The organism is Caballeronia zhejiangensis (assembly GCF_022879815.1).
Lineage (GTDB): Bacteria > Pseudomonadota > Gammaproteobacteria > Burkholderiales > Burkholderiaceae > Caballeronia > Caballeronia zhejiangensis.
In genome coordinates, this window is sequence record NZ_CP084284.1 from 721,546 (window position 1) to 743,704 (window position 22,159).

Consider the following 22,159-nt stretch of genomic DNA (forward strand, 5'->3'; position numbering starts at 1 on the left):
TCGACGACGCACGGCGCCGACCAAGCGCCGTGCGACCGGTCCGCGCTTATACCGCGACGCTGCCCACGTAATTTTCGGCGAGGGCAGTGGCGGCCGCGCGCGATGTCGTCACATGTTCGAGTTCGGCCACCTGCAGGCGCTGCTCGAACGGCGACGTATCGTCCAGCTTGTGCAGCATGCGCGTCATCCACCACGAGAAATGCTCGGCGCGCCAGACGCGCTTCAATGCCGTTTCCGTATAGCGGCTGAGCTTCTCGCCGTTGCCTTCCTGATAGAAATCGAGAAGCGCGGCGTTCAGTACGCGCACGTCCGACACGGCGAGGTTCAGGCCCTTCGCGCCTGTCGGCGGCACGATATGCGCTGCGTCGCCCGCGAGGAACAGCTTGCCCGACTGCATCGGCGTGGACACGAAGCTGCGCATCCCGACGATGTTCTTCTGGAAGATCTTGCCTTCGGTGATCTGCCAGCCATCGGCGGTATCGACGCGTGCGTGCAGTTCGGCCCAGATGCGGTCGTCGGACCAGGCATCGACCGTATCTTTCGGATCGCACTGGAAGTACATGCGCTGCACGCCCGGCGAGCGCGTGCTGATGAGCGCGAATCCGCGATCGTGCCGCGCGTAGATGAGTTCATCGGAGGAGGGCGGCGCTTCGACCAAAATGCCGAACCAGCCAAACGGATAGATGCGCTGATAATCCTGCCGCACCGCTTCGGGAATCGACTGTCGCGAAACGCCCTGCGAACCGTCGCAGCCGATGATGAAGTCGCATTCGAGTTCTTCGTCGCGGCCTTCGTGCTGATACTTGATGCGCGGCTTGCGATCGCTGCCATCCTGAAAGTCGTGCAGCGACACATTCGACACGTTGAACTTCAGCTCGCCGTTCGCCGCGAGCCGCGCCGCGACCAGATCCTTGATGACTTCGTGCTGCGCGTAGACCGTGATTGAGTGACCTGTGAGCTCGGTCAGCGCGATACGGCGGCGCTGGCCTTCGAACGCGAGCTCGAAACCGTGGTGCAGCGCGCCTTCGGCCTGCATGCGCGCGCCGAGACCGGCCTGAGTGAGCGTGTCCATCGTGCCTTGTTCGAGCACGCCGGCGCGAATCGTCGATTCGATGTCGTTCTGGCTGCGCGCTTCGAGCACGACCGATTCGATGCCGCGCAAATGAAGCAGGTGCGAGAGAAGAAGCCCGGCCGGGCCGGCGCCGACGATGCCGACTTGAGTACGCATGATTGTCTCCGTGAGGCAGTGGTGATGTTGTGCGTACAGTGTCGGCAGAGCGGCCTTATGCCGCAACGCGATAGGGAGGATAAGAACTATCTGATTCGGAGATAAAGCCCCTAAAACGCGGCAAAATGGCCTGAAGTACGGGTAAATCCCTAGCCGGCGCGGGCCGGTCGCCCGCGCCGGACGGCCTTACTCCGCCGCTTCCTCCTTCAACTGATTACGTCGATATTCGCCCTGGCGCGTGAGCATCCAGCCGGGATATTCCGACGGCAACTGGCTCACCTCATCGAGCGCGGCGAGTTCGTCTTCGTTGAGACGCACGTTGGTCGCCGCGATGTTGTCGTCGAGCTGCTCGATCCGTTTCGCGCCGACGATCACGCTCGACACGACCTTCTGATGCAGCAGCCAGGCAAGGGCGATCTGCGCGACCGATACACCCTTGGATTCCGCGATGCGGCGCATCACGTCGACGCAGTCGTACGCGCGGTCGACATTGACCGGCGGGAAGTCGAACTTGGTGCGCCGGCTGCCTTCTTCCTTGCCGCCTTCGCGCGTGAACTTGCCCGAAAGCAGGCCGCCCGCGAGCGGACTCCAGACCATCAGCCCGACGTTCTCGCTTTGCAGCAGCGGCACGATTTCGCGTTCCAGATCGCGGCCAGCGACCGTGTAATACGCCTGAAGCGACTCGAAACGCGCAAGACCGAGACGCTCGGAAATACCGAGCGCCTTCATGATCTGCCACGCCGCCCAGTTTGAAACGCCGATGTAACGCACGTGTCCATGCTGCACGAGATTATCGAGCGCGCGCAGCGTTTCCTCGATCGGCGTCGCCGGATCGAAACCGTGAATCTGGTACAGATCGACGTGATCGAGCTGCAGCCGCTTCAGGCTCGCCTTCACGCCATCGATGATGTGATAGCGCGACGCGCCGCGCGAATTCACGCCCTTGGTGCCGGTCTCGCCAAGGATTTTCGTCGCGACGACCACGTTTTCGCGCGGCACGTTGAGGTTCTTCAGCGCCTGGCCGGTGATGATTTCGGATCGGCCGTCGGCGTAGACGTCGGCGGTGTCGATGAAATTGATGCCCGCATCGAGCGAACGGCCGATCAGCTTGTCGGCTTCCGCCTGCTGCAACTGACCGATGTTGTCCCAGATTCCGCCCGTTCCGCCGCCGAAGGTCATCGTGCCCAAGCACAGCTCCGAGACGAAAAGACCGGTGTTGCCGAATTTCCTGTAACGCATGGTTGCTCCCGAGTGACTGGAATGGCGCGGCATCGCACGACCTTCACGACAGGGTCCGCGCCGACAATGCAGTATCGTCCCGGCGCGCGGCGGGTTCATAGCCTGATCCTGTTCAATCCTTGCCTGTTCCTGCAAACGCTGGGGGCGCGCGCGAGCAATCACGCGCTCGCGCGAGTAAGCTAACCAGACTTCTCCCATCTTGAAAATGGTCCGCAAACCATGGCTCTGAACGACACGCCCGGCTTCGCCGGAAAAGAAAGTCATGACCAGCCGAAAGAAACGCGTCATGACGCCGCGCTGGATCAGGCGCGCCTCGATCTCGTCGCGCTGCTCGACCGTTTCACCATCGGTTGCGAAGGCTCGGTCGAGACGCCGGTGCCGGGGCTGTTCCTGCATCGGATCATGAATCCGGGCGGCCCGAAGCACGGCATCCAGACGCCCGCGCTCGCGCTCATCGCGCAGGGCAGCAAGCGCCTCATGGTCGGCGACGAGGTCTATATCTACGATCCGATGCACTATCTGGTGTCGTCGGTGGATCTGCCGGTGTGCGGGCAGGTGTCGGTGGCGAGCGAGTCCGAGCCGTATCTCGGCATGCGGCTCGATCTCGATGTCGACGAAATCACGTCGCTGATCCAGGACGAAAGCCTGCCGCCCGCGACGCAGACCGACGCCTCGCGCGGCCTCTACGTGAACCGCCTCGGCAACTCGATGCTCGATGCCGTGTTGCGCCTTTTGCGGCTCGTCGACACGCCCGAGGACGTGCCGATCCTCGCGCCGCTCGTGAAGCGCGAAATCCTGTATCGCCTGCTGATGAACGGCTCCGGCGCGCGTCTGCGGCAGATCGCGCTGCAGGACAGCCAGACGCAGCGCATCGCGAAGGCGATCCAGTTGCTGCGCCAGCATTTCGACCAGCCGCTGCGCGTGGAGGACATCGCGCGGGACGTGCACATGAGCGTGTCGTCGCTGCATCATCATTTCAAGGCGGTGACGGCGATGAGCCCGCTGCAATACCAGAAGCAGCTGCGGCTTCAGGAGGCGCGCCGCCTGATGATGCTCGATATCGTCGATGCCGCCACCGCCGCGCATCGCGTGGGCTATGAAAGCGCATCGCAGTTCAGCCGCGAGTACAGCCGGCTTTTCGGTGCGCCGCCGTTGCGCGACACCCGCCGCTGGCGCGACGCGACGGCCGCCGCCGCGGGGGCCTGAGCACCGAAATTTCAACGAAGCACTGGCCGAGCGCGCGCGAATGGTCTTGAATGGATTGCCGACAGGCGATGCGACGGCGCTGCCGCATCGATTTATTTCATCGTCCGCGGAATAGTGCAGCGCTTCCGAACGTTCTACGGATACTTCTACAACAAGGAAGATGAAATGAAGAAGCGTATCCAGATGTTCGTCGCTGCCGCAACCGTCGCTACCGCTTTTGCTTCGCTCGCGTCATCCGCGCATGCTGCGGCGCCGAAAGAATCGAACGGCATGTTCGTCGATGAAAACGGCATGACGCTCTACACCTTCGACAAGGACACGAAAGGCGGCCCGAGCGCGTGCAGCGGCGGCTGTGCGCAGGCCTGGCCCGCCGCGATGGCGAGCGACTCCGACAAGCCGAGCGGGAAATGGACCATGGAATCCGCCGACGGCGGCAAACAGTGGGCCTATGACGGCAAGCGCGTCTATCGCTTCGCGAAGGACACGAAGCCCGGCGACAAGAACGGGGACAATTTCCGCGATGTCTGGCACGTCGTGAAGCCCTGAGCGCCTTCGCATCGATGCGGGCTCGCGGAATAAATCGGCGAGTCCGCCAGTCTTTCAATCAACAGGTAACGACCATGAAACGATCGATCGGCGTGACGGCGCTCCTGATCGCGCTCGGGCTCGCGCTCGGCACAGCGGGCTGCGCGAGCGGTACGCAAAGTGCGCCGCCTTCTTCTGGCGCGCCGAGCGGACCTGCCGGCGGAGGCAGCTACTGATGGCGAACGCCTCCGGCTCGCCCCGCACGCAAGAGGACGCACGGTCTTGAGCTTCGAGAGCGATCTTCTCGCGCATCTGCCGCAGTTGCGCCGCTACGCGCGCGCGCTGACGGGCGATCGCGCCTGGGCCGACGATCTCGTGCAGGACGCGACCGAGCGCGCGCTCAATCGCGCCCGGTCGTTTCATGCGGGCACGAATTTGCGCGCGTGGCTGTTCACGATCATGCGCAATCTGTATATCGACCAGTTGCGCGGTCGCCGCGATATCGCCGTCGACGACGAAAGCGCGCCCTGGCGGCAGATGGCCGCGCCGCGCGGGGAAGTCGACGGCCTCGTGCTGCGCGACGTGCAGCGCGCGCTGTACTGTCTGCCGGTCGAGCAGCGCGAAGTGATGCTGCTCGTGTGTGTCGAGGAAATGAGTTATCAGGAGGCGTCCGTGGTGTTGAATGTGCCGACCGGAACCGTGATGTCGCGCTTGTCGAGAGCGCGGGAGCACATGCGCGTTCTGCTCGGCGAGGAATCGGGCCGCAAGGCGTCGCCTTCGTCGCTGAAAGTGGTGAGCCGCTCATGACCAATCAAGACCGTCCATCCGAAGGCGGCGACCGTATGGGGCCGCCCAAACCCGATCGCGATCTGCAGGCGCTGTCCGCCTTTATCGACGACGAACTTCCCGGCAATGAGCGCGATGCCGTGGCCGAACGCGTCGCGGGCGATCCCGCGAGCGAGGCGACCGTCGCCGCGTATCGTGCGCAGGACAATGCGTTGCGCGCGCTCTTCGCCGATCAGAGCGAGCCGCAGATCGTGCGTCTGCGGCCGCGCTCGCGCGAGCGTTATCTGATCGCGGCAGGCTTCATGGCCGTCGGGCTCGCGTGCGGATTCCTGTTGCAGATGCTCCTGCCCGCGCTCGGCGACAAGCCGCGCTTCGCGGAACGCGCGGATATCGCGTATGCCGTGTACGCGCCCGAGCAGCGGCACGCGGTGGAAGTGGCGGCGTCGCAGCAAGATCATCTCGTCACCTGGCTCTCGAAGCGGCTGAATCGCGCGGTGACGATTCCGTCGCTGGCCGAGTACGGATTTCAGCTCGTCGGCGGACGCCTGTTGCCGGACGAAGAGGGTCCGGCCGCGCAGTTCATGTATCAGAACGCGGCGGGCGAGCGCCTCACGCTCTACATGACGACCGCCACGATCAGGCGCAACGACAGCAAGATCCGCACGCTGAAGGACGGACAACGCACCACGTTCTATTGGGCGTGGAATCGCGTCGGCTATGCGCTTTCGGGGCAGATCGGCGAGGAAAAGCTGCAGGCAATCGCCTATGACACCTGCAAGGAGCTGGGCGGCGATCCGAAGAACTGGTGAGCCGGGAATCCATAAAAAGGCCGCAACGATGCGTGATCGTTGCGGCCTTTCTCATGCGCGATCGTGCTTATCGATAGCGATGCGGCGGAGGCGGCGCGACATGGTGATGATGGCGTTCCCATTCCTGACGCTGCCAGTAACGATGACCGTCCCAGTAGCGCTCGCCATGCCAGCCGACCGTCACGCGATGCGTGGGACCGTGGTGAACGTCCGCCGACGCCGCGTTTGCGAGACCCATGCCCAGCGCGGCGGCAAGGGAAGCGATCAACAGGCTTTTCTTCGTCTTGTTCATGATGTGTGCTCCTTGGTCGTTTGCCTGGCGGTGAAACCGCGAGTCGATTGGTCGCAGTTCGGCCAAACTTTGGCGTGTGGTTCAGGACCGGCTTATCAACGGTAGTAATCGTGATGATGGTGATAACCGCCGCCGTCCGGCACGACGATGCAGCCCGATAGCGCGCTACCCAACAACACGCTCAACGCTGCAAGGATCGCTAGTTTCTTCATGGGTTTCTCCGTGTGAATCCATGGAGACCAATTTAGCGGTTCGCAAAATGACAAGCCGTGTTCGTTTGTAAGCAAACGTGTAATCTGAAATATTCGCGACGGGCGTCTACAAGCTCCGTCGTGCGCCGTTGTACGGCGGATGCAGGACGCGCTATTCTGAACTCCGATTCGAAATGTCGGAGTGAACATGTCTCACATCAGCACGGGCGTCGAGTACGCGCTGCACTGCATGCTGTATCTCGCGGAGCCGCCACACGGCGTGCGCGAGGCGAGCGTGCGCGATCTGGCGGAATTGCAGGGCGTGCCTGCGGAATACGTCGCGAAGCTCTTCACGAAGCTGCACAAGGCGGGACTCGTCGTCGCGACGGAAGGGGCGCGCGGAGGTTTCGCGCTCGCGCGTCCGTCGAAGGAAATCAGCGTGCTCGATGTCGTCGACGCAATCGACGGCGACAAGCCTCTCTTCGAATGCAGGGAGATTCGCGCGCGCTGCGCCGTGTTCGGCGACGACGCGCCGCCTTGGGCGACGAGCGGCGTATGCGCGGTTCACGCGGTGATGAAGAACGCCGAAAAGCGCATGCGTGAAGCGCTCGCGGCGGATCGGCTGGCGGATCTCTCCGGGCGCATGCATGCGAAAGCGCCGCGCACGTTCGGGCCGCAGGTCGTCAAATGGCTCGGCGGGCGCACGGACCAGCGCCGCGCGGCCAAGCGCTGAAAGACTTTAGCGGACGATCTTCGGCTTCATGTTCGGCGTGAGCGATACGCCGACCACATGTCCGGCGCGCACGCCGCAGCGGCTATCTACGCGCGTCCATTGCTCCTTGCCGCGCGCCTTCGCGAACGCGCGCATCACGATGACCTGATCGACCGGAATCGGGTTGCCGACACTGAAGATCGTAGTATCGTCGTCGATCTTCGCGGAGAGCACGCGGCGGTCGGGCACGATGAGCGTGTCGTACTTCGGCGCGTTCTCCACCCAGCGATCGAATGCGGCGACACATTGCGCGACGGCATCCGGTACGTGAAGCCTCGTCAGATACGAATAATCCTCGGGCACGTCCGGCGTTTCCTGCGCCTGGACGAGCTGAAACATCGACGCCGACAAAGCGAGCGCGGCCAGGGCGGGAGCAAGAATGTTCTTCATGCGATGGGCGATGAAAAGGGCGTTCGGAGATGTTCGGGCAGAGCGCGGATCGCCGGAGCACGGATCGCGTGAATGGCGCTGAACGTGCGGTGCGCGCGCCTGCGCAGGAATGGCGCGAAGTATACCGTGTGACGTTTTGTGACGTCGAGCGATTCGCGCAGGTCGAATGCCGATCGAAAGCCTCGCCCGCAGCGATGTATCCTTTGATGCCGATAAACACGCGAACGAGGTGCCCAATGAAAGCGGTGCGATGGTCGCAACGAGACGGCTCAGGGCTCGAGCATCTCGTTCTCGATGAAACGCGCGATGGCATCGTGATCGAAAGCGCGGTCGTGGGCGAAGACGAAGCGTGTGCCTTCGGTCTCGTGTATCGCATCGAATGCGATGCGCGCTGGCAAGTGACGCGGCTCGCGCTGAAGCTCGCGGGCGGCGCATCGCTCGATCTGCATCGCAGGGACGGCGACAACGGCGACGCGCACGCATGGACCGATGCGAACGGCGAGCCGCTCGAGGCGCTGCGCGGCTGTATCGACGTGGACATCACCGCGACGCCTTTCACCAACACGCTGCCCATCCGCCGCCTGAAACTCGAACGCGGCGAACGGCGCGTGATTCGCGTCGCTTATGTGCGCGTGCCCGAGCTCGGCGTGAGCGCGGTGGAGCAGGCTTATACGTGCATCGAGCCGGATTGTCGCTATCGTTACGAAGGGCTCGACACGGGCTTCACGGCGGATATCACCGTCGACGAAGACGGCCTCGTGATCGACTATCCCGGCCTCTTCACGCGCATCCGGCGATAATACGCAGACATTCGCCTCAACCGATTTCCACTATGACCGACACGACTTCCCCCCGGCTCACGAGCCTGTCCCACGGCGGCGGCTGCGGCTGCAAGATCGCGCCCGGCGTGCTCGCCGACCTGCTCAAGCGCGCGACGCCGCTGCCCGCGTTCCCGAATCTTCTGGTCGGCAACGACACCGCCGACGATGCCGCCGTCTACAAGCTCAACGACGAGCAGGCGATCGTCGCGACGACGGACTTCTTCATGCCGATCGTCGACGATCCATTCGACTTCGGCCGCATCGCCGCGACCAACGCGCTCTCCGACGTCTACGCGATGGGCGGCAAGCCGATTCTCGCGCTCGCGCTCGTCGGCATGCCGATCAACGTGCTGCCGCATGAAGTCATCGCGCAAGTGCTGAAGGGCGGCGAAGCGGTGTGCGCGGAAGCGGGCATTCCGGTGGCGGGCGGCCATTCGATCGATTCGGTCGAGCCGATCTACGGGCTTGCGGCGCTCGGCATCGTGCATCCGTCGCGCGTGAAGCGCAACGCGGCCGCGCGCTCGGGCGACGTGCTCGTGCTCGGCAAGCCGCTCGGCGTCGGCGTGCTGTCGGCGGCGCTGAAGAAGGACAAGCTCGACGCGGCGGGCTACAGGGCGATGATCGACGCGACCACCAAGCTCAATCGTCCCGGCGCGGAACTGGCGCAGCTCGAGGGCGTGCACGCGCTCACCGATGTCACCGGTTTCGGCCTGCTCGGTCACACGCTCGAACTCGCGCGCGGCGCGCAACTGACGGCGCGCATCCGTTACGCCGATCTGCCGTGGCTGCCGCAGGTGCGCGAATTCGTGCGCGCGGGCATCTACACGGGCGCGTCGGGACGCAACTGGAGCGCGTATGGCGACCACATCTCGTTGAACGTCGAAGGCAAGGAAGGTGAGGAGGCCCGCGCCTTGCTGACCGATCCGCAGACCTCGGGCGGCCTGCTCGTGTCGTGCGCCCCGCATGCCGTGAACGACGTGCTCGCGATCTTCCGCGCGGACGGCTTTCACGACGCGACGATCATCGGCGAAATGGTGGACGGCCGGGGCCACGTCGACGTCAGCTAAACAAACTCGAAACGCATGAAGGAAGAATCCCCGAAAGCCATTTTCTACGCGCTCGCCGCGAATTTCGGCATCGCCGTCTGCAAGTTCGGGGCGGCTGCCTTCACCGGCTCGGGCGCGATGTTCGCCGAAGCCATCCATTCCACGGCCGATTGCGGCAACCAACTGTTGCTGCTCTTTGGCCTGAAGCGCGCGCAGGCGCCCGCGAACGCGCTGCATCCGCTCGGCTCCGGGCGCGAAATCTATTTCTACGCGCTCATCGTCGCGCTGCTGCTGTTCTTCGTCGGCGGAGCGTTCTCTGTGTACGAGGGCGCGCATCGGTTGATGCATCACGAGCCGTTGTCGAACCCGATCGTCGCGCTCGTGATTCTCGGCATCTCCGTCGTGCTCGAAGCCTTTTCGCTCGCGGGCGCGATCCGCGAAATCCGCAAGGGCGCGCCGAACAAAACCTTATGGCGATGGTTTCGCGAAACGCGCGAATCGGAATTGCTCGTCGTCGCCGGCGAGGACGTCGCGGCGCTGCTCGGCCTTGCGATCGCGTTCGCCGCCGTGCTCATGACGATGCTCACCGGCAACCCGGCCTACGACGCCGCCGGCTCGATCGGCGTCGGCGTGCTGCTGATGATCATCGCGTTTCTCGTTGCGCGTGAAGTGAAGTCGATGATCGTCGGCGAATCGGCGAGCCCGGAAGTACGCAAGGCGATCGACGCGCACTTGCGCACGCGCCCGGAAATCACGCGCATCATCAGCCTCATTACGCTGCAATGGGGCAAGCACGTCGTGGTGGCAGTGCAGGCCGAAATGATCGATTACGCCAGCGGCGGCGCGATGATCGATGCGATCAACATCATCGAAGACGATCTGCAGCGCGCCTTTCCGCAAGTGCGCTGGGTGTTCTTCGAACCCGACGTAGCACGCGATCGCGGCGAGCCGACGGCCGCCTGAGGCGAGGGCAGGTAAGGAGCGCGGCGTGCTACGGCTTTCAGGGTCGTCCGGGACCGCTCCTGCCGCGCGGACGTCATCGCGCTAGCATATGGCGTGCGCGTCGTCCGCATCGAGTCCCTGAAATTCTGTGATCTTCATCCGACCCATGCGCAAATTGCTCCTTGCAGTGCTGCTCGTCGCCGTGGCGAGCGTTCTCCCGATCTTTTCCCAGTCCTCGTTCGCCGCAGCCGCTTCCGCGCAGCACGCGTCGCAGCCGGCGGTCGCGCTGACGCCGCAGCAGGCGCGCGATGCGCTTGCCGTGCTCAACGATCCCGCGCGCCGTTCGCAAGTCGCGGATACGTTGCGCGCGATCGCCGCGGCCGGCGCGCTGGCCGCGCCCGCGAGCGCGCCGCAGGCGGCATCGTCCGCGGCGCCGGCATCGGGCGCATCGGGCGTGCTCGCGCATTCGTTGACCGCGAATGGGCTCGCGTCGCAATTGTCGCGGCAGGCGGGGCACTGGCTCGTCGAGATCGGCGCGGGGCTGCGGCATTCGACCGTCGCGCTGCTCGATTTCGGCTCCGTGATTTCGTGGTGGCGCGACCGTACGTCGAGCGACGCGGGGCGCGCGCTCATCGGCCATGTCATGTGGACCGTGCTGGCCTCGCTGATTCCCGCGTTGCTGCTCGAATTCTTGTGCTTGCGCCTGCTGAAGCGCCCGCGCGCCCGGATCGCGGCACGCGGCGTCGCCGATGCTGAGGAGCAGGATCCCGACCTCGTGCGCGAACAGCACGCCGCCGAGCGCGCGGAAGACGCCGCCGCGCAAACCGGCGACGCCACCGCGATGCATCTCGCCGAGCGCAAGGCGGACACCGCGCGCGGCCAGCGTCACGCCGCGCGTCACTGGACGCTGTTGCAGCGCCTGCCGAGCGCGCTCCTGTACGGCTTGCTGTCGCTGGTTCCGCTGATCGTGTTCATCGGCGTGGTGACGTTGCTGATGTCGATCCTCATCGACGACAACACGGCCGAGGCGCGCGTCGCGGGCTCGCTCATCGACGTCTATCTGGCGTGCCGCGCCGTCGTGATCGTGAGCGGCTTTTTCGTCGCGCCGCGTGCGCCCGGACTGCGCCTCATCCAGATGCGCGATGCCGCCGCCGCGTACACGCATCGTTGGGTGCGGCGCATCGTGTGCACCGCCGGCGCGGGCATCGCGCTCGCCAATGCCGGCGAACCGATCGGCCTGTCGGGCGATGCGCGCATCGCGGTGCTGAAGGTCACGCTGCTGATCGTGCATCTGATGATCGCATTCGTGATCTTCCAGAGCCGCAATTCGGTGGCGGAGCGCATCCGGCAGCGCGCGCGTTCGAACCGCTCGGTGAGATTGGTCGGCGCGTGGTTCGCCGATATCTGGGCGGGCGTCGCGATCTTCTTCGTGATCGCGCTGTGGTTCGTGTGGGCGCTCGACGTGCAGAACGGCTACCGCACGCTGTTTCATCTCGGCGGCGTGTCCTTGCTCGTGCTGGTCGGCGCGCGCGTGCTCGCGATCGTCGCGTTCGGCGCGCTCGGCCGCGTTTTCCATCAGAACGACGAAGAGGATCTCGCCGGCGAGTCGATCGCGCGGCGTCGCGCGTATCGCTATTACCCGGCGCTGCGGCGTATCGTGCAGGCGCTGATTTCCGTCATCACCGTGGTCGCGCTGCTGCAGGTGTGGCACGTCGATATCGTGCATTTCTTCACGTCGGGCGGCGTCGGCAACCGGCTCGCGTCGGCGCTCGTCACCATCGTGATCGCGGCCGTGTTCGCCGTGCTCGTGTGGGAAGCGGCGAACATCGTCGTCGAACGGCGGCTCGAACAATGGACCGCGAGCGGCGAGCGTCTGCGCGCCGCGCGCCTGCGCACGCTGCTGCCGATGATGCGTACCGGCCTTTTCATCGTGATCGCGATGGTCGTCGTGCTGACGGGCCTTTCGGAACTCGGCGTGAACACCGCGCCCTTGCTCGCGAGTGCGAGCATCTTCGGCGTGGCGCTCGGCTTCGGCTCGCAGAAGCTCGTGCAGGATCTCATCACAGGCATCTTCCTGCTGATGGAAAACGCGATGCAGGTCGGCGACTGGGTGACGCTCGCGGGCGTGTCGGGCACGGTCGAATATCTGTCGATTCGCACGGTGCGCTTGCGCGGCGGCGACGGCTCGCTCTACACCGTGCCGTTCAGTTCGGTCTCGACGGTGAACAACACGAATCGCGGCATCGGCAATGCAGCGGTGCGCGTCTCGATCGCACTCGGTCAGGACGTCGATCTCGCCATTTCGACGCTGAAGGAAATCGGCGCCGCCTTGCGTGACGACGAAGCGTTCCGCGACGGCATTCTCTCCGACTTCAGTTTCTGGGGCGTCGATGCCGTCGACGGCTCGACCGTCACGCTCGCCGGCCAGATCCAATGCCGCGACAGCGCGCGCTGGCCGGTGCAGCGCGAGTTCAACCGGCGCATTCTCAACGAGTTCACGGCGCGCGGCATCGAGATCGCGAATCCGCAGCGCAACTTCGTGATCGTGAACGGCGGCAATCAGGAAGGCGGCCCGGAAGGCGTTCAGGACGCGGACGAGGCGGGCGCGGATCAGCGCGGCGAGCCGTCGAAGGCCGCGCAGCATCCGACGGGCGAGGCGGCGGGTTCGGCGAACGTCGCGTCGAACGCGCCGCCGCCGCGCTCATCGCAAAGCGGCACCTGAGTTTTCGGTTAGCGCTCCTATAATCGTGCGGGTTGACCGCGCCCTGGCCGGGCGCGGTCTTCTTTCGAAGGTCGAACCCTTACGAGGATCCGCTCGCCATGAGAAAACTCCGCGCGTCACGATCGATAAAGCTCAGAAAAACCGCCTGTGCGTCACTGTTCGCCGCCGGCCTCGCGACCCTGACAGGTTGCGCGTTCGCCCAGCCATCCGATGACAGCGGCCCCGAAGGCGGCCGCCACGTCAAAGTGATGATCGTCACGATGTTCGGCCCCGAGGGCCAGGTCTGGCTCGACAAGCTCGGTCCGTGGCAGGCGATCAAGGTGCCGGGACTGTCGCCGGATTATCCCGAGGTCAATTGCAATCGCGACGATGTCTGCGTCATCACGACGGGCATGGGTCACACCAACGCGGCCGCGTCGATGATGGCGCTGGCATTCTCCGACCGCTTCAATCTGCGGCACACGTATTTTCTCGTCGCGGGCATCGCCGGTATCGATCCGAAGCAGGGCACGGTCGGCTCGGCAGCCTGGGCGAAGTATCTCGTCGATTTCGGCATTCAATGGGAACTCGACGCGCGCGAGAAGCCCGCCGACTGGCCTTCGGGTTTCCTCGGCATCAACACGAAAAGTCCGTACGAGAAACCGCCGCTCGACTATCGGACGGAGGCGTTCGCGCTCAATGCATCGCTTGCGGATGCGGCCTTCGCGATCTCGCGCAACGTCACGCTCTCGGACAGCGATCAGGCGAAAGTCGCGCGCGCGAAATTCAACTACGCGCCGGCCAACCAGCCGCCGCGCGTGATCCAGTGCGACACGCTCGCCGGCGATACGTGGTGGTCCGGCAAATATATCGGCGAGCGGGCGAGGGAGTGGACGCGCCTCCTGACCGACGGGCGCGGTGTCTATTGCACGACGCAACAGGAAGACAACGCGACGTACGAGGCGCTCAAGCGCGCGGCGAGCGTGAAACGGGTGGATCTGTCGCGCGTGGCGGTGCTGCGCGCCGGATCGGACTTCGACCGGCCGTACGAAGGGCAAGCCGCTTCGGACAATCTGCTCAATTACGCCGATCAGGGCGGCTTTGCGCCGGCCATCGAAAACCTGTATCGAACGGGCAATCCATTCATACAGGAGGTTGTTACACATTGGGGCGCCTGGCGCAAAGGCATCCCGCAAAAGTAACGCCACGGCGTTACAAAGCCGGTAACAAGGCCATGTTTCTGGCAGTAACAACTCTGTTACTGCGACCAAGTAACTATTACCTAACCTGCCGCGGATCGGTAATCGCCGATTTCGCGGCATTTTTTTGCTCTTTCACGTCCGATGAATGGCGAATAAAAGCTGGGTCTTGGCGTCAACGGAATCCCGTAAATGCCCGTTATATGGCGCGGAAGGCGATTATTAAGATAAAAACGAAGCCGCGCCGGGCGGACCTCGCAAACGTTAGACAAATACGCACCGGATCAAAGAATCGGTCAAATTCTCCAGACCGAAAAAATTACCGACCTAAAGTGTTGTTTGCAACAAAATATTATTGAGACACTCTTGCTTTAGGTTCAGACAGTTCTTAGAATCCGTCTCACAGTGGTTGTTACAAGATGTAACGCACTGAAACAAAGATTACGCGGTACGTAGCCGGGCAGAACGAGTCCGGTGAGGCACAAAAAAGACATCGGCAAAAAGCCGGCGGGAAATCGGGGATTTACTGGAAGTTGCAACCATGAACGGTCGCGAAACGCTGGAATCGATCCGGGAAATCAATTTGTCGTACATCATGCTCGCGCAGCGTCTGCTGCGCGAAGACCGCGCCATCGGCATGTTCCGGCTCGGTCTGTCGGCGGAACTCGCCGATCTGCTGTCGGGGCTCACGCTCGCACAGGTCGTCAAGCTCGCGTCGTCGGATAACCTGCTTTGCGCATTCCGCTTCAACGATCACACGATGCTGTCGGCCTTGGTGCAGCCCGCGAAGAACGCGGACATCGCGCCGACGCACGCGGCAATCCTGCTGGCTGGCCAGCCGGCCGAACAGTTCGCTTAAGTGATGACGGAGCGAGCCATGCTGAAGAAGAGCCTCACTGAAGACGCCCAGGAAGTGTTCCGCGCCATCGCGCTGATCGAGCTCGGCGCGCGCATGCAAGTGCTGGAGAGCGAACTCACGCTCTCGCGCGATCGCATGATCCGCCTGTATCGCGAAGTGAAGGGCGTGTCGCCGCCGAAGGGCATGCTGCCGTTCTCGGCCGACTGGTACATGACGTGGCTCGCCAATATCCACGCATCGCTTTTCTATAACACCTATACGTTCCTGAAGAACGAAGCCGGCTGTTCGCATCTCGATGCGTTGACCAAGGGGTATCGGCTGTATCTCGAGCACTGCAACCATAGCGGCGCCGAGGCGGTACTCGATCTTACGCGGGCCTGGACTCTTGTGCGCTTCTTCGACGCGGGCATGCTGCAGATGACGGCTTGCTGCCGCTGCACCGGGAAGTTTGTCGCACACAAACATGATTTGCAGAACAACGTGGTGTGCGGGGCCTGCCAGCCGCCGTCACGCGCGGGGAAGACCAAGAAAGCGGCGGCCGCGAAACAGGCCAGCAAAGAAGCCGCGCTGGAGGTAGTGATGTCGAAGAACGAAGTGCCGGAGCATGCGGAGCACACGGTACTCGCTAACGTAGCGGCAGTAGCGGCGTTACAGCCGCAACGAGCTAGCCTGGTCGCACAGGCTGCTTAGGCGGTAGCGGCCGCCGGCGTTCCTTCCGGGGACTGTCCGCGAGGATGGTGGATGTCCGGCTCGCCGCTACCGCGTTTTACTTCTCGTCCGTTTTCCCGAATCCATAGCCCGGCGCCGATTGGCGTGCCGGGCTTTTTTGTTTTGCCGCCCAGTAAAATGCTTCGATGGCACGCGCTCTCGAAGATAACGGCTTGGCTACCGCACAACAGGGTTTTCTGCTGACTCGCCACTGGCGCGACACCGCGGCAGGGACGGAAGTCGATTTCTGGCTCGCGACCGACGACGGCCCGAGAAAGATCCGCATCGCGACGCAGACGAGCGTCGCGTTCATTCGCGCCGAAGATCGCGCGAAGGCGGAGCCTGTCGTCGCCGGCGTGCGCGACACGTATCTGCGCGAGCTGCCGCTCAAGGACTTCCGTCAAAAGCCGGTGCTCGGGCTTTACTGCCCGCAGTATCGTCAGTTACTCGCGCTCGAAAAGAACCTGAGAAGCGCCGGCGTCAATGTCTTCGAGGCCGATATCCGTCCGCACGAGCGCTATCTGATGGAGCGCTTTATCACGGCGCCGGTGTCGTTCGAAGGCGCGCCGCGCGACGGTTACATTTGCAGCGAACTGAAGCCCGCGCCGGATTACCGGCCGTCGCTGAGCGTCGTGTCGCTCGATATCGAAACGAGCGTGAAGGGCGATCTCTATTCGATCGCGCTCGAAGGCTGCGGCGCGCGTCAGGTGTACATGCTCGGACCGCCGACCGGCGCCGCCGAGCCAGCGGATTTCGCGCTCGACTATTGCGACACCCGCGCCGACATGTTGCGCCGCTTCAACGCGTGGATCGCGCATCACGATCCGGACGCGATCATCGGCTGGAATGTCGTGCAGTTCGACTTGCGCATCCTCCAGCGGCACGCCGACGACTACGGCGTGCCGCTTACGCTCGGCCGCGACGGCGGCACGGTCGAATGGCGCGAGCACGGCATGAAGCGCAATCACTGGTTCGTGTCGATCGCGGGCAGGCTCGTCATCGACGGCATCGAGGCGCTGCGTTCGGCGACGTGGAATTTTCCGTCGTTCAGCCTGGAGTACGTCGCGCAATCGCTGTTAGGCGAGGGCAAGGCCATCGACAGTCCGTACGCGCGCATGGACGAGATCGAGCGGCGCTTTCAGGAAGACAAGCCCGCGCTCGCGCGTTACAACCTGAACGACTGCGAGCTCGTCACGAAAGTTTTCGACAAGACCGAACTGCTGCCGTTTTTGCTGGAGCGCGCGACCGTCACCGGTTTGCAGGCGGATCGCAGCGGCGGATCGGTCGCGGCGTTCACGCATCTGTATATGCCGCGGATGCATCGGCTCGGCTATGTCGCGCCGAATCTCGGCGACGTGCCCGAGGAAGCCAGTCCCGGCGGCTTCGTCATGGATTCGCGTCCCGGTCTCTACGATTCCGTGCTCGTGCTCGATTACAAGAGCCTGTATCCGTCGATCATCCGCACGTTTCTGATCGATCCGGCCGGGCTCGCGCAAGGCATGGCGGCTTCCGACGAGACCGCCACGGTTCCCGGCTTTCGCGGCGCGCGATTTTCACGCGACACGCACTGTCTGCCCGCGATCGTCGCGCAAGTGTGGGAAGCGCGCGAAGCGGCGAAGCGTCAGCGCAACAAGCCGCTGTCGCAGGCGCTGAAGATCATCATGAATTCGTTCTACGGCGTGCTCGGATCGAGCGGCTGCCGCTTTTTCGATCCGCGTCTCGCGTCGTCGATCACCATGCGCGGTCACGAAATCATGCATCGCACGCGCGAGCTGATCGAAGCGCGCGGCTACGGCGTCATCTACGGCGATACGGATTCCACTTTCGTCTGGCTGAGGCGCGCGCGCAGCGAGGAAGACGCGGGGCGCATCGGCCGCGCGCTCGTCGCGCATGTCAACGAATACTGGCGCGAGCATTTGCGCGAGACCTTCGGGCTCGACAGCGCGCTGGAATTGCAGTTCGAAACGCATTTCACGCGTTTTCTGATGCCGACGATCCGCGGCACGGAAGAGGGCAGCAAGAAGCGCTACGCCGGCCTCACGACGCGCGCCGACGGCACCGAGGAAATCATCTACAAAGGGCTCGAAACGGTGCGCACCGACTGGACGCCGCTCGCGCAACGCTTCCAGCAGGAGCTTTACCTGCGCGTATTCAAGGGTGAGGCATACGCGGACTACGTGCGCGATTACGTCGGACGCACGCGGCGCGGCGAGCTGGACGAACTGCTCGTCTATCGCAAGCGCCTGCGCCGCACGCTCGGCGACTATCAGCGTAATGTGCCGCCGCATGTGCGCGCCGCGCGCATCGCCGATGAGTACAACGCGCGTGCCGGACGCCCGCTGCAATATCAGAACGGCGGCTGGATCAGCTATGTGATGACGGCGGTCGGTCCCGAACCGGTGGAAGCGCGCCACGCGCCGATCGACTACGAGCACTACGTCAGCAAGCAGCTTCAGCCGGTCGCGGACGGCATTCTGCCTTTCCTGCGCGACGATTTCACCGCGCTGATGTCCGGTCAGAAAGAGCTGTTCTGAGTTCCGAGTCTAGAAACGCACGCCGAAGCCCGCTTCGATGATGTCCGCATCGCGGTCGTAACGCGTGACCATGCGATTCCACGTCACGCGCGCGAGCCATCGATCCGAGAAGCGGTAACTCGCCGACACCGATACGAGACCGGAGAAGCGTCCGTCGCCGGTGCGGTTCTGCGCCAGATCGTCGTTCTGCGTAATCGACAGATACGGCCCCGCGCCGACGCCGAGCGTCAGCTTGTCATTCAAGAACGCGCGCGTCGCCCAGAGTTGCGCGGCAACGCCGTCGCGGCGCGACTGGACGTGGCCGCCTTCGTGCAGATACGACGCGGTGAAGTCGAAGTAACGCCACAATCCGCGCCGATATTCGATGCTCTCCGCCAGATTCGTTTCCGAGTCGGGACTGTTGAGGATCGTCGTGCCGAGCATCACCGTGACTTCGTTGTTGGTGACGTTGGTCGTGCGCGACACGGGGCGCGCGCGCGGTCCGCGTCCTTCGGGCGCGTCGAGCTGATAGCCGATGCCGAAGAGCAGCGCGGTCGTGTCGGGACCGCCGAATGCCTGCACGCGATTGAGCTTCATCTCCGCGATCCAGCGGTTGTCGAAGTAATACGCCGCGCGCAGCGTGAACATCGCGCCCCAGCCGTGCGTGTTCGAGTATTCGCCGCCCGACTGCGCCTCGCTCGTATCGAAATAGCGATACGGCCCGGCGCCCGCCGACAATTCCAGCCGCTCGTTCCAGAGCGGCAGGCGTCCCCATAACTGCAGCGCCTGCCCGTCACGGTGATGATCGGGAATATGGCCCTCATTGAGCCAGGAAAAGCTCCAGGCGGCGTAAGGCCCGAGCCCTTCACGATAATTCGCTTCCCACGAATACGTGTTCTGGCTGCTGCTCTGGAGTGCGCCAGCCAGAAACGAAAATTCCTGCGAGTGAGCCGCGCTGCTCGCAATGCCGAGTAGCGCGAAAGCGATCGCGCGAAGGGCCGTTCTGCAATGTCGTTCGTTCTGGGTTCTTGTCATCGGCGAGGTCGGATTCGGAAGGTTCCGGCAACTTTCGTGCGGTCTGTTCCGATGCAGGATACAGACTTAGGAAAACTCCCGCAAAGTTCTGACTAATTCCTATTTCCACCGACGGCAAGGTGAAACGTTTGCGCGGAACAATCGCTCGGCATGCGTTCGCAGCCACTCACACGCGGGGTTACGCGTTTCGCGGACCTTGCGTAGATTGAGTTCTCCCAGTGCATTCAGGCAAACGAGGTCAGCGATGGACTCCACCCCAATCGAATATCGAGGCTGTGAGCTTTCGGTCATCGTCCAGCATCGGGCTGGAGAATTCGTCGCGACGCTTCTGATCGAGCGGCCGGGCGGCGTGCGGCGCGCGATCGGGCCGATGCGCGCGTTTGCGACGGCGCAGGCCGCCGCGAACTTCGCGTTCGAATGCGGCAAGGCGGAACTCGACGGCGCATCCGCGATGCGCGCGCCGCGCGTGGCGGTGTCGGGCTGATGCCGTCGCTCAGGCGCCGCTCGTGCGCGGCTCGCCCGAAGTCGCCGCCGCGGCGCCGTCCGGCGTCGCCGGATGCCGCGCGCGATACACCACGAGCGCGCACACGCTGACCGCAGCGATCGCGACCGGCCCGGCTACCGCTTCAAAAATGCGCGGCGGCAACCAGGCGCGCCGAGCATCGCGCCGCCCGTGCCGGTGCCCGTCACAAAGAGCGCACTCAGCGACAGCCACGCGAGCGCCGGTTTCCCCGCGAGATGTCCGAACGACGCGAGACTCGACGTCGCGCACACGAACGCCGCCGCGACCACCTACTGCGGATTGACAAGAACACACGCAATAGCATCGCTGACCGCGCCGTCGACCCGTCTCAAGAAATGCTGAGAATCGGCCTATTCCTAGGGGCAATCCGCTGATTTGACGCAATAATTTACAAATCCACGAGACGGGCCGGATAAGCTCGGATGTTCCATCCGGGCGGGTCGTCCGTATCTGCTCGCTTTCCGTCTTCCGACTGTTGAACCGCCATGGTGACTCTGGTTAGCTGTTTCTCCGATCGCAACGCGACATCATCGCTCGACAATCACATCGAATATTGCCGGCGCGCGAACGCGAAGCATCGTTTCGAGCCGATATCCGGCTGCGTCGATTCGCTCGAATTGCGCACGCTCTACAAATACCAGTTGCTGAACGACGTACTGCGGGAGGCCGAAGAGGGCGAACTCGTCATTTTCGCCACGGAAAACGCGTTGTTCCTCCGCTTTCACGACTTCGAGCCGATCATGGCGGACCGCGACGTCCTGGTCACGAAAGGGCATTTCGGCATTAACACCGAGATGTTCGTGCTGCGAAACAATGAAGAGAACCGGCGCATGATTCGTGGCTTCGCCGCGCAATGCCGCAAATACTTCGAATACGGCAAGTTCGTCACGGAAGAGGAACTGCTCGAAGCCCTGCCGACCGTGCCCGACTGGGACGACCTGAACGGCGTGGTGCCGATCGCGTCGATGTGGGCGAGCCAGCATCCGGATATTCGTGGCCGCGAAGTCGTCGCGGTGTCGATCGTCTACACGCCGCGCCTTTACAGCAAGTACGGGCCGCTGTGGCGCGCGGTGTTCGCGCGGCATGTGAGCGCGTGTCACGCGTCAGGCGATCTTCGCTTTTTCGACGATGCAGCGCCGATGTCGAGCGATTCGAACGAGCCGCTTTCGGTGTATCAGCCGGGACGTCCGATCGCGGTCGTGATGCTCTATACGCCCAACATCGCGAGCTATGCGCGCTTCGGCGAAGCGAGTCTGCGTGCGTACTGCGAGCAGCACGGTTATACGCTTTACGTGCATCGCGAAGTGCCGGCCGATTTCGGCCGCGATGCGTGCGGCAACTGGGCCAAGCCTTTTCTTCTCAGCAAGTACCTGCCGCAGCACGAATGGGTTTTCTGGATGGACGCGGACATCATCGCGATGAACCGGAGCGTGAAACTGGAGAAGTTCACCGAAGGGCGCGAACGCGTGCTGACCGCGGACATCTGCGGCTGGCGTTTCAATTCGGGCGTAATGGGCTTTCGCAACACCGAGGCGAATACGAACGTGCTCGACGCCGTGCTGGCGAAAGTGCGCGAGATCGAGGACATCCAGTACACGTTTTCGAGTCAGGGCGACCAGTATGTGTTCATGGAGCAACTGATCGCGCACGGTCTGTGTCCCGAGATGGATTCGCCCGAACTCGTGAGCTTTCGCGAACTGAACACGCCCTGGTATTACGCGGACCGGAACACGTTCCTCTGTCACTTTCACGGCCTGAGCACCGAGATGCGGGCGCTGTTCATGTCGATGGATTCGGTGCCGGAAGGCGGCTTCGAAGCCATCGAACATGCGGCGCCGCGCACGCCGCTCCTGATCCGCAAACCCGCGTGATCGCGGCTTACGCGCCGGCCATCTTTCTCATCAGGCGCACGCGGGGATCGACTGCTTCCTGCAGCGCCGGCTCCTCCGCGAAATGCCAGGCGAGGCTGCGCGCACGCACGCGGCGCGTCGGCTTGACGTGCTGACGCCGGCGCACCAGCGAGCGCACGGCGCGCCCCAGCGCCAGATCGATGGCTCCGCGCCAGTCGCGCGCAATCGACGTCGCGACGACCTTGTTTTCCCGATTCAACTGCACTTCCACCTGACAGCGCTTGTCGACGCCGCCGCGCGGCCCGTTGATGTCCGACAAGCTGACGGTCGCCTTCGAGATCAGCCACGCGAGACGGCGAAAGACGAATTCGCTGCGCGCTTTCGCAAGCTCGTGCATCGCAATGGCTTCGGGGTCGCGGGACTTGAACAGGACTTTCATTGACGCCTCCTCGTTGAACATGGATTCAGCGTAAAGGCCGGTCGCGATCCGAAAAAGCAGACTGAACGGAACCTAAGCTTCGAAA

Annotated in this window: 23 protein-coding genes; 16 read left to right on the forward strand and 7 right to left on the reverse strand. The window is 63.6% G+C overall.

Annotated elements, in window-relative coordinates; translation table 11 throughout:
* Positions 1–46: 46 nt before the first annotated feature.
* Together LDZ23_RS17820 and LDZ23_RS17825 are read right to left on the reverse strand one after the other, a co-directional pair.
* Positions 47–1,228: a 4-hydroxybenzoate 3-monooxygenase gene (locus LDZ23_RS17820; protein ID WP_008353390.1), complete on the reverse strand. Its 1,182-nt coding sequence runs from the start codon at positions 1,226–1,228 to the stop codon at positions 47–49.
* A 186-nt stretch (positions 1,229–1,414) separates the two neighbouring features.
* Positions 1,415–2,467: an aldo/keto reductase gene (locus tag LDZ23_RS17825; RefSeq protein WP_008353389.1), complete on the reverse strand. Its 1,053-nt coding sequence runs from the start codon at positions 2,465–2,467 to the stop codon at positions 1,415–1,417.
* A 219-nt stretch (positions 2,468–2,686) separates the two neighbouring features.
* Here LDZ23_RS17825 and LDZ23_RS17830 point away from each other — a divergent pair, with 219 nt between their 5' ends.
* The 5 genes from LDZ23_RS17830 (at position 2,687) to LDZ23_RS17850 (ending at position 5,793) form a co-directional block, all read left to right on the forward strand.
* Positions 2,687–3,673, forward strand: a complete 987-nt coding sequence (locus LDZ23_RS17830) for an AraC family transcriptional regulator (protein ID WP_008353388.1) — start codon at positions 2,687–2,689, stop codon at positions 3,671–3,673.
* Positions 3,674–3,838: 165 nt separating this feature from the next.
* Entirely contained in the window at positions 3,839–4,219 is a 381-nt protein-coding gene (locus tag LDZ23_RS17835; protein WP_033536167.1) for a COG4315 family predicted lipoprotein, read from the forward strand.
* 74 nt (positions 4,220–4,293) lie between these two features.
* Positions 4,294–4,434: a hypothetical protein gene (locus LDZ23_RS17840; protein ID WP_160172887.1), complete on the forward strand. Its 141-nt coding sequence runs from the start codon at positions 4,294–4,296 to the stop codon at positions 4,432–4,434.
* 46 nt (positions 4,435–4,480) lie between these two features.
* Positions 4,481–5,005: an RNA polymerase sigma factor gene (locus tag LDZ23_RS17845; protein WP_008353386.1), complete on the forward strand. Its 525-nt coding sequence runs from the start codon at positions 4,481–4,483 to the stop codon at positions 5,003–5,005.
* The gene (locus tag LDZ23_RS17850) at positions 5,002–5,793 is read left to right on the forward strand and encodes an anti-sigma factor family protein (protein WP_081851847.1); all 792 of its coding nucleotides are present in this window, start codon (positions 5,002–5,004) and stop codon (positions 5,791–5,793) included. The genes LDZ23_RS17845 and LDZ23_RS17850 overlap by 4 nt, the downstream gene beginning before the upstream one ends.
* A 67-nt stretch (positions 5,794–5,860) precedes the next feature.
* Here LDZ23_RS17850 and LDZ23_RS17855 read toward each other — a convergent pair whose 3' ends face one another.
* Entirely contained in the window at positions 5,861–6,085 is a 225-nt protein-coding gene (locus LDZ23_RS17855) for a hypothetical protein (protein WP_008353384.1), read from the reverse strand.
* A 399-nt stretch (positions 6,086–6,484) separates the two neighbouring features.
* On the opposite strand from LDZ23_RS17855, the gene LDZ23_RS17860 reads away from it, so the two are divergent.
* The gene (locus LDZ23_RS17860; protein WP_008353382.1) at positions 6,485–7,009 is read left to right on the forward strand and encodes an RrF2 family transcriptional regulator; all 525 of its coding nucleotides are present in this window, start codon (positions 6,485–6,487) and stop codon (positions 7,007–7,009) included.
* 6 nt (positions 7,010–7,015) lie between these two features.
* Here the strand turns inward: LDZ23_RS17860 and LDZ23_RS17865 are convergent, their stop codons facing one another.
* A complete protein-coding gene (locus LDZ23_RS17865) occupies positions 7,016–7,438 on the reverse strand; it encodes a BspC domain-containing protein (RefSeq protein WP_008353380.1) in 423 nt (140 codons plus the stop codon).
* 236 nt (positions 7,439–7,674) lie between these two features.
* On the opposite strand from LDZ23_RS17865, the gene LDZ23_RS17870 reads away from it, so the two are divergent.
* The 8 genes from LDZ23_RS17870 (at position 7,675) to LDZ23_RS17905 (ending at position 18,248) form a co-directional block, all read left to right on the forward strand.
* The gene (locus LDZ23_RS17870) at positions 7,675–8,238 is read left to right on the forward strand and encodes a putative glycolipid-binding domain-containing protein (protein WP_033536168.1); all 564 of its coding nucleotides are present in this window, start codon (positions 7,675–7,677) and stop codon (positions 8,236–8,238) included.
* A gap of 32 nt (positions 8,239–8,270) precedes the next feature.
* Positions 8,271–9,326, forward strand: a complete 1,056-nt coding sequence (gene selD / locus LDZ23_RS17875; RefSeq protein WP_008353377.1) for a selenide, water dikinase SelD — start codon at positions 8,271–8,273, stop codon at positions 9,324–9,326.
* A 15-nt stretch (positions 9,327–9,341) separates the two neighbouring features.
* Positions 9,342–10,268 carry a cation diffusion facilitator family transporter gene (locus LDZ23_RS17880; RefSeq protein WP_008353375.1) on the forward strand — a complete coding sequence of 309 codons (927 nt, stop codon included), beginning with the start codon at positions 9,342–9,344 and terminating at the stop codon, positions 10,266–10,268.
* A 145-nt stretch (positions 10,269–10,413) separates the two neighbouring features.
* Complete coding sequence (locus LDZ23_RS17885; RefSeq protein ID WP_033536138.1) at positions 10,414–12,969, forward strand: mechanosensitive ion channel domain-containing protein; 2,556 nt, start codon at positions 10,414–10,416, stop codon at positions 12,967–12,969.
* A 98-nt stretch (positions 12,970–13,067) separates the two neighbouring features.
* Positions 13,068–14,150: a purine-nucleoside phosphorylase gene (locus LDZ23_RS17890; protein WP_033536139.1), complete on the forward strand. Its 1,083-nt coding sequence runs from the start codon at positions 13,068–13,070 to the stop codon at positions 14,148–14,150.
* A gap of 538 nt (positions 14,151–14,688) precedes the next feature.
* On the forward strand, positions 14,689–15,006 hold the full coding sequence (gene flhD / locus LDZ23_RS17895; protein ID WP_008353371.1) for a flagellar transcriptional regulator FlhD: 318 nt from the start codon (positions 14,689–14,691) through the stop codon (positions 15,004–15,006).
* 18 nt (positions 15,007–15,024) lie between these two features.
* Positions 15,025–15,696: a flagellar transcriptional regulator FlhC gene (gene flhC, locus LDZ23_RS17900; RefSeq protein ID WP_008353370.1), complete on the forward strand. Its 672-nt coding sequence runs from the start codon at positions 15,025–15,027 to the stop codon at positions 15,694–15,696.
* 164 nt (positions 15,697–15,860) lie between these two features.
* Positions 15,861–18,248 carry a DNA polymerase II gene (locus LDZ23_RS17905; RefSeq protein ID WP_174447721.1) on the forward strand — a complete coding sequence of 796 codons (2,388 nt, stop codon included), beginning with the start codon at positions 15,861–15,863 and terminating at the stop codon, positions 18,246–18,248.
* A gap of 9 nt (positions 18,249–18,257) precedes the next feature.
* On the opposite strand, the gene LDZ23_RS17910 is transcribed toward LDZ23_RS17905, so the two are convergent.
* Positions 18,258–19,262 (reverse strand): hypothetical protein, encoded by a 1,005-nt coding sequence (locus tag LDZ23_RS17910; RefSeq protein ID WP_008353368.1) that lies wholly within the window; start codon positions 19,260–19,262, stop codon positions 18,258–18,260.
* A 244-nt stretch (positions 19,263–19,506) separates the two neighbouring features.
* Between LDZ23_RS17910 and LDZ23_RS17915 the strand changes: the two genes are divergently transcribed.
* Positions 19,507–19,746 (forward strand): hypothetical protein, encoded by a 240-nt coding sequence (locus LDZ23_RS17915; protein ID WP_008353367.1) that lies wholly within the window; start codon positions 19,507–19,509, stop codon positions 19,744–19,746.
* Between the two features lie 134 nt (positions 19,747–19,880).
* Here LDZ23_RS17915 and LDZ23_RS17920 read toward each other — a convergent pair whose 3' ends face one another.
* Positions 19,881–20,036 carry a hypothetical protein gene (locus tag LDZ23_RS17920; RefSeq protein WP_160172886.1) on the reverse strand — a complete coding sequence of 52 codons (156 nt, stop codon included), beginning with the start codon at positions 20,034–20,036 and terminating at the stop codon, positions 19,881–19,883.
* 234 nt (positions 20,037–20,270) lie between these two features.
* On the opposite strand from LDZ23_RS17920, the gene LDZ23_RS17925 reads away from it, so the two are divergent.
* A complete protein-coding gene (locus tag LDZ23_RS17925) occupies positions 20,271–21,656 on the forward strand; it encodes a glycosyltransferase family protein (protein WP_008353366.1) in 1,386 nt (461 codons plus the stop codon).
* 7 nt (positions 21,657–21,663) lie between these two features.
* On the opposite strand, the gene LDZ23_RS17930 is transcribed toward LDZ23_RS17925, so the two are convergent.
* Positions 21,664–22,074, reverse strand: coding sequence for an HPF/RaiA family ribosome-associated protein (locus LDZ23_RS17930; protein WP_008353363.1), 411 nt, complete (start codon positions 22,072–22,074; stop codon positions 21,664–21,666).
* Positions 22,075–22,159 lie beyond the last annotated feature (85 nt).

Excerpts from the sequence above, each read along its gene's own strand:
- LDZ23_RS17820 (WP_008353390.1), bottom strand. The coding sequence starts at position 1,228 with ATGCGTACTCAAGTCGGCATCGTCGGCGCCGGCCCGGCCGGGCTTCTT.
- LDZ23_RS17825 (WP_008353389.1), bottom strand. The coding sequence starts at position 2,467 with ATGCGTTACAGGAAATTCGGCAACACCGGTCTTTTCGTCTCGGAGCTG.
- LDZ23_RS17830 (WP_008353388.1), top strand. The coding sequence starts at position 2,687 with ATGGCTCTGAACGACACGCCCGGCTTCGCCGGAAAAGAAAGTCATGAC.
- LDZ23_RS17835 (WP_033536167.1), top strand. The coding sequence starts at position 3,839 with ATGAAGAAGCGTATCCAGATGTTCGTCGCTGCCGCAACCGTCGCTACC.
- LDZ23_RS17840 (WP_160172887.1), top strand. The coding sequence starts at position 4,294 with ATGAAACGATCGATCGGCGTGACGGCGCTCCTGATCGCGCTCGGGCTC.
- LDZ23_RS17850 (WP_081851847.1), top strand. The coding sequence starts at position 5,002 with ATGACCAATCAAGACCGTCCATCCGAAGGCGGCGACCGTATGGGGCCG.
- LDZ23_RS17855 (WP_008353384.1), bottom strand. The coding sequence starts at position 6,085 with ATGAACAAGACGAAGAAAAGCCTGTTGATCGCTTCCCTTGCCGCCGCG.
- LDZ23_RS17860 (WP_008353382.1), top strand. The coding sequence starts at position 6,485 with ATGTCTCACATCAGCACGGGCGTCGAGTACGCGCTGCACTGCATGCTG.
- LDZ23_RS17865 (WP_008353380.1), bottom strand. The coding sequence starts at position 7,438 with ATGAAGAACATTCTTGCTCCCGCCCTGGCCGCGCTCGCTTTGTCGGCG.
- LDZ23_RS17870 (WP_033536168.1), top strand. The coding sequence starts at position 7,675 with ATGAAAGCGGTGCGATGGTCGCAACGAGACGGCTCAGGGCTCGAGCAT.
- selD (WP_008353377.1), top strand. The coding sequence starts at position 8,271 with ATGACCGACACGACTTCCCCCCGGCTCACGAGCCTGTCCCACGGCGGC.
- LDZ23_RS17880 (WP_008353375.1), top strand. The coding sequence starts at position 9,342 with ATGAAGGAAGAATCCCCGAAAGCCATTTTCTACGCGCTCGCCGCGAAT.
- LDZ23_RS17885 (WP_033536138.1), top strand. The coding sequence starts at position 10,414 with ATGCGCAAATTGCTCCTTGCAGTGCTGCTCGTCGCCGTGGCGAGCGTT.
- LDZ23_RS17890 (WP_033536139.1), top strand. The coding sequence starts at position 13,068 with ATGAGAAAACTCCGCGCGTCACGATCGATAAAGCTCAGAAAAACCGCC.
- flhD (WP_008353371.1), top strand. The coding sequence starts at position 14,689 with ATGAACGGTCGCGAAACGCTGGAATCGATCCGGGAAATCAATTTGTCG.
- flhC (WP_008353370.1), top strand. The coding sequence starts at position 15,025 with ATGCTGAAGAAGAGCCTCACTGAAGACGCCCAGGAAGTGTTCCGCGCC.
- LDZ23_RS17905 (WP_174447721.1), top strand. The coding sequence starts at position 15,861 with ATGGCACGCGCTCTCGAAGATAACGGCTTGGCTACCGCACAACAGGGT.
- LDZ23_RS17910 (WP_008353368.1), bottom strand. The coding sequence starts at position 19,262 with ATGACAAGAACCCAGAACGAACGACATTGCAGAACGGCCCTTCGCGCG.
- LDZ23_RS17915 (WP_008353367.1), top strand. The coding sequence starts at position 19,507 with ATGGACTCCACCCCAATCGAATATCGAGGCTGTGAGCTTTCGGTCATC.
- LDZ23_RS17925 (WP_008353366.1), top strand. The coding sequence starts at position 20,271 with ATGGTGACTCTGGTTAGCTGTTTCTCCGATCGCAACGCGACATCATCG.
- LDZ23_RS17930 (WP_008353363.1), bottom strand. The coding sequence starts at position 22,074 with ATGAAAGTCCTGTTCAAGTCCCGCGACCCCGAAGCCATTGCGATGCAC.